The 4,368-nt window shown below is 73.5% G+C and carries 4 protein-coding genes and 1 pseudogene; 3 read left to right on the top strand and 2 right to left on the bottom strand.

Annotated features, from left to right (window positions below; all coding sequences use genetic code 11):
- The 3 genes from ACW0Q9_RS29355 to ACW0Q9_RS29365 form a co-directional block, all read left to right on the top strand.
- A partial coding sequence (locus ACW0Q9_RS29355) for a class E sortase (RefSeq protein ID WP_456186829.1) occupies positions 1–1,352 on the top strand: 1,352 nt, incomplete at its 5' end.
- 3 nt (positions 1,353–1,355) lie between these two features.
- The gene (locus ACW0Q9_RS29360; RefSeq protein WP_456186831.1) at positions 1,356–1,634 is read left to right on the top strand and encodes a hypothetical protein; all 279 of its coding nucleotides are present in this window, start codon (positions 1,356–1,358) and stop codon (positions 1,632–1,634) included.
- A gap of 5 nt (positions 1,635–1,639) precedes the next feature.
- Positions 1,640–2,290 (top strand): aminodeoxychorismate/anthranilate synthase component II, encoded by a 651-nt coding sequence (locus ACW0Q9_RS29365; protein WP_456186833.1) that lies wholly within the window; start codon positions 1,640–1,642, stop codon positions 2,288–2,290.
- Between the two features lie 67 nt (positions 2,291–2,357).
- Here the strand turns inward: ACW0Q9_RS29365 and pknB are convergent, their stop codons facing one another.
- Positions 2,358–4,178 carry a Stk1 family PASTA domain-containing Ser/Thr kinase gene (gene pknB / locus ACW0Q9_RS29370; protein WP_456186835.1) on the bottom strand — a complete coding sequence of 607 codons (1,821 nt, stop codon included), beginning with the start codon at positions 4,176–4,178 and terminating at the stop codon, positions 2,358–2,360.
- Positions 4,175–4,368, bottom strand: a pseudogene (locus tag ACW0Q9_RS29375) (serine/threonine protein kinase); the annotation flags it as partial. The gene pknB and the pseudogene ACW0Q9_RS29375, both read right to left, overlap by 4 nt.

The following is a 4,368-nucleotide window of genomic DNA, read 5'->3' on the forward strand; positions in this document are numbered from 1 at the left end:
CCGACACGGCACCGCCGGCGCGCGGCGCGGCACCGGAACGACCGGCTGGCGCCTGGTCCGAGGGGCGTCCGCCCACCACGCCGCACGGGCCCACCGACCACCCTGACGCGCCGGCCGACCGGCACCAGCGCGCCGCCGGCCCGGGCGGGCCGGCGGCGGCCTCCGACGCACGGGCGGACCGGCACCAGCGGGGTCACGGCCACGGCGGGCCCGCCGGCATCCCCGACGAGCCCGGGCGCCGGGTCGACGCGCCGACCGCCGAGGTGCGGCCGACCGCTGCCGCCGACGCCCCGACCGCGTTCATCCCCCCGCTGGGCGACCGGCCGGCACGCCGCCCCGCCGGAGGGCCGCTGCGTGCCGGCGCGCCGGGAGCCGGCGTCCCCCGGCCGGACGGCCCGGCCGACGGCGGCGCCGCGCGGCCGGCGGCGACCGGCCCGGCGGACCCGGGGGCGACGGCGGTCATCCCGGCCGTCAACCGCCCGGCGGCCGGCCCGGCTCTGGACTCCACCGCGCTGATGGGTGCGGTGCCCCCCGTCCGGGACACCGGCGATGACGACGGGACGACGCCTGCGGAGCCGCCACGCCCCCGGCGCGGGGAGCGGGTGGTGCAGCTCCGGCCGGAGCAGACCGGCGAGGGTTACAAGAGCGTCTACTCCGAGCTGACCCGGCCCACCGCCGGTAGCCGGCTGCGGACCATCGTGCGGGGCACCGGCGAGGTGCTGATCACCTTCGGCCTGGTGGTGCTCCTCTTCGCCGGCTACGAGATCTGGGGCAAGGCGGTGATCGTCGACGCCCATCAGAACGATCTGAGCAGCCAGCTCGCCCAGGAGTGGGGGGCGGCGGCGGACCCGACCGTCGGGCCGACCACCGGGCCGAGCGCCAAGCCGAAACCGCCGGCCGAGGGCAAACCGGTCGCCGGGCTCTACATTCCGAAGTTCGACAAGCACTGGGTGGTGGTCGAGGGGGTCAGCCCGGACGACATCCGGTACGCCCCGGGCCACTACCCGAAGAGCGCCATGCCGGGCCAGGTGGGCAACTTCTCCGTCGCCGGGCACCGCATCCGGGCCACCTTCTGGCGCCTCGACGAGCTGCGCTCCGGCGACGCGATCGTGGTCGAGACCCAGGGCGAGTGGTTCGTCTACAAGGTCTACCAGCAGCGGATCGTCAAGCCGGACCAGGTCGAGGTCGTCGCGCCGGTGCCCGGCAAGCCGAACGAGCCGCCGACCGAGAAGCTGCTCACCCTGACCACCTGCAACCCCAAGTTCGACAACTACCAGCGGCTGATCATCCACGCCCGGCTGGACCACGTCCAAGCCAAGGCGGCGGGTCGCCCGGCCGAGCTGGAGGGCTGAGGCGTGTACGGCTGGATCTGGCGGAAGCTGCCGCTCGGGCTGCCCGGGAAGCTGATCGGCTCGGTGCTGCTGGCCGCGGCCACGGTCGCCCTGCTCTGGTTCGTGGTCTTCCCCTGGGCCGAGCCCCTCCTCCCCTTCGACGACGTGCAGGTCACCCAGGACTCCGGCGTGCCGGGGGACGGCGGCGGTGGGCTCACCGAGCCGAGTGAGCAGCCGTCCGAGGAGGAGATCCCGTACAGCACCGAGACCAACAACGCCCCGCCCTCCACCCCGAGCAGGTGACCCCGATGCGCGTCCTCGTGATCGACAATTACGACTCGTTCGTCTTCAACCTGGTGCAGTACCTCGGCCAGCTCGGCGTGGACTGCGAGGTGCGGCGCAACGACGAGATCGACGTCGCCGACGTGGGCCGGGTCGGTGCCGCCGGCGTGCTGCTCTCGCCCGGGCCGGGCAGCCCGGACCGCGCCGGCATCTGCCTCGACGTCATCAGGGAGTACGCCGGCAAGCTCCCCCTGTTCGGCGTCTGCCTCGGTCACCAGGCCATCGGCGAGGCGTTCGGCGCGACGGTGACCCGCGCGCCGGAGCTGCTGCACGGCAAGACCTCCGAGGTGCGCCACCACGGGGTGGGGGTCCTGGCCGGGCTGCCCGACCCGTTCACCGCCACCCGCTACCACTCGCTCGCCGTGCTGCCCGAGACGCTCCCCGACGAGCTGGAGGTCACCGGCCGGACCGGCACCGGCGTGGTGATGGCCATGCGGCACCGCACCCTGCCGATCGAGGGCGTCCAGTTCCACCCCGAGTCGGTGCTGACCGAGGGCGGCCACCTCATGCTGGCCAACTGGCTGGCCGTCTGCGGCTTCCCGGAGGCGCTGGAGCGGGCCCCGGAGCTGGCCGCCGAGGTCGACGCCCGCCGCCGGGCGGCGTTCGCCGCGGCCTGAGGTTCGTTCTACGCGAAGTGGCGGTGCCCGGCCGGCACCGCCACTTCGTCTGTCTGGAGCTGTCGGGTCAGGGCTGGTCGAACCGGGCGGGCGGTGCCGTGGTCGGGAACGGGAAGCCACCCCCGGTGCCGGGGGAGCTCGGCGTCGTGCTCGGCGTCGGGGTGCCCGGGCTGGCGCTGTCGGTCGGCTCCGGCGCCGGGATGTCCACCTCGATGGTCACCGTCTCGCCCTTGGCCAGCTTGGTACCGGCGCGCGGGTTCTGGGTGCTGACCTTGCCCGCCTCGGCGGGCTCGACCTCGTTGCCCTCCCGGACCCGGACCTCGTAGCCGGCTTCCTTCAGCCGTTGCCTCGCCTGGTCCTCGGTGTAGCCGCGAACGTCCGGCACCTCGCTGACGTTGCCCTTGGACACCCGCAGCTTGACTTCGGACCCCTCGAGGACCTTGCTGCCCTCCGTCGGGTCCACCTTGATGACGATGCCCTTCGGAGCACTGTCGTTGACCTCGTCCACGTCGACCGTGAGACCCAGGGTCTTCAGCTGGGACTCCACGTTGGCACGCTGCGAGCCTTCCAGGCCGTTCGGGATGGTGACCTGCTTCGGGCCGCCGCAGATCTGGACGGCGACCGCGCTGTTCTTGTCCACCCGCTGGCCGAACGGCGGATCCTGGCCGACCACGGTGCCCTTCTCGCACGTGGTGTTCTGCACCGGGTCACCGGCGGTGAACCGCAGCCCGGCCTGCGTGAGCGCGGCCTGCGCGTCCGCCTGGGTCCGGCCCTGCAGCTGCGGCACGGAGACCTTGTCGGCGCCGGTCTGGTTGAGCCAGAGGGCGGTGGCCAGGGCGATCACCGCGAGCACGCCGAGTGCCGCGAAGGTGGCGATCACCCAGGCCGAACTCTTCCGCTTGCGCGCGTCGCCGACCCGGGCCGGCATCTGCTGGCGGGTCTGCGGGCCCATCACCTGGGTCTGCTGGTAGCCGCCGCCGGCCGCGGCCGGCGCCATCGGCATGGTCTCCTCGGCCGGCATGACCGGGGTGGCCAGCACCGGCCGGCCGGCGGCGGCGCGGAGCAGGTCGGCCCGCATCTCGCCGGCGCTCTGGTAGCGGTTCAGCGGGTTCTTCGACAGCGCCTTGAGGACGATGGCGTCCACGGCGGGGTTGACGTCCGGGTTGATCGTGCTCGGCGTGGGCGGCTGCTCCCGTACGTGCTGGTAGGCGACGCTGACCGGGCTGTCCCCGACGAACGGCGGGTGCCCGCAGAGCAGCTCGAACAGCACGCAGCCGGCCGCGTAGACGTCGGAGCGGGCGTCGACCGCCTCGCCGCGCGCCTGCTCGGGGGAGAGGTATTGTGCCGTGCCGATGACCGCGCTGGTCTGTGTCATCGTGGTGGCGCCGCTGGCCAGCGCCCGGGCGATGCCGAAGTCCATCACCTTGACCTGGCCGGTCTGGGTGAGCATCACGTTGCCGGGCTTGATGTCCCGGTGGATGATCCCGTGCCGGTGGCTGAACTCCAGCGCCGCGCACATGTCGGCGCAGATCTCCAGCGCCCGGCGCGGCTGGAGCCGGCCCTCGACGCCGAGCACCTCCTTGAGGGTCCGCCCGTTGACGAACTCCATCACGATGAACGGCAGCGTCTCGCCGGTCGGGGCGGTCTCCTCGCCGGTGTCGTACACGGCGACGATGGCCGGGTGGTTCAGCGAGGCGGCGTTCTGCGCCTCCCGGCGGAACCGCATCTGGAAGGTCGCATCCCGGGCCAGGTCGGCCCGGAGCATCTTGATCGCGACATCCCGACCGAGCCGGAGATCGCGACCACGGTGCACCTCCGCCATGCCGCCGTAGCCGAGCAGCTCGCCGACCTGGTACCTGCCACCGAGCAGGCGGGCCTGCGCTGTCATCGCGTCTCTCGTCCTTCGCTCGTCGTCGTCTCGCCGCCAGCCGGCTGGAGCCGTACCTCACGACGGTACGACGTGAGGACCGGATAGTCGCCCCCGTGGGCCCGCACCGCGCCGGAGGTCACGCTCACCGGAGCGGGCGCGCCGGGGTCACCGGCCGCCGCGTACTTCCGGTAGTAGTACGAAATCACGC

This window comes from Micromonospora sp. I033 (genome assembly GCF_053890995.1).

What these genes read in the sequence shown, in the direction of transcription:
- ACW0Q9_RS29365 (WP_456186833.1), top strand. Translation starts at nt 1,640, where the DNA reads ATGCGCGTCCTCGTGATCGACAATTACGACTCGTTCGTCTTCAACCTG.
- pknB (WP_456186835.1), bottom strand. Translation starts at nt 4,178, where the DNA reads ATGACAGCGCAGGCCCGCCTGCTCGGTGGCAGGTACCAGGTCGGCGAG.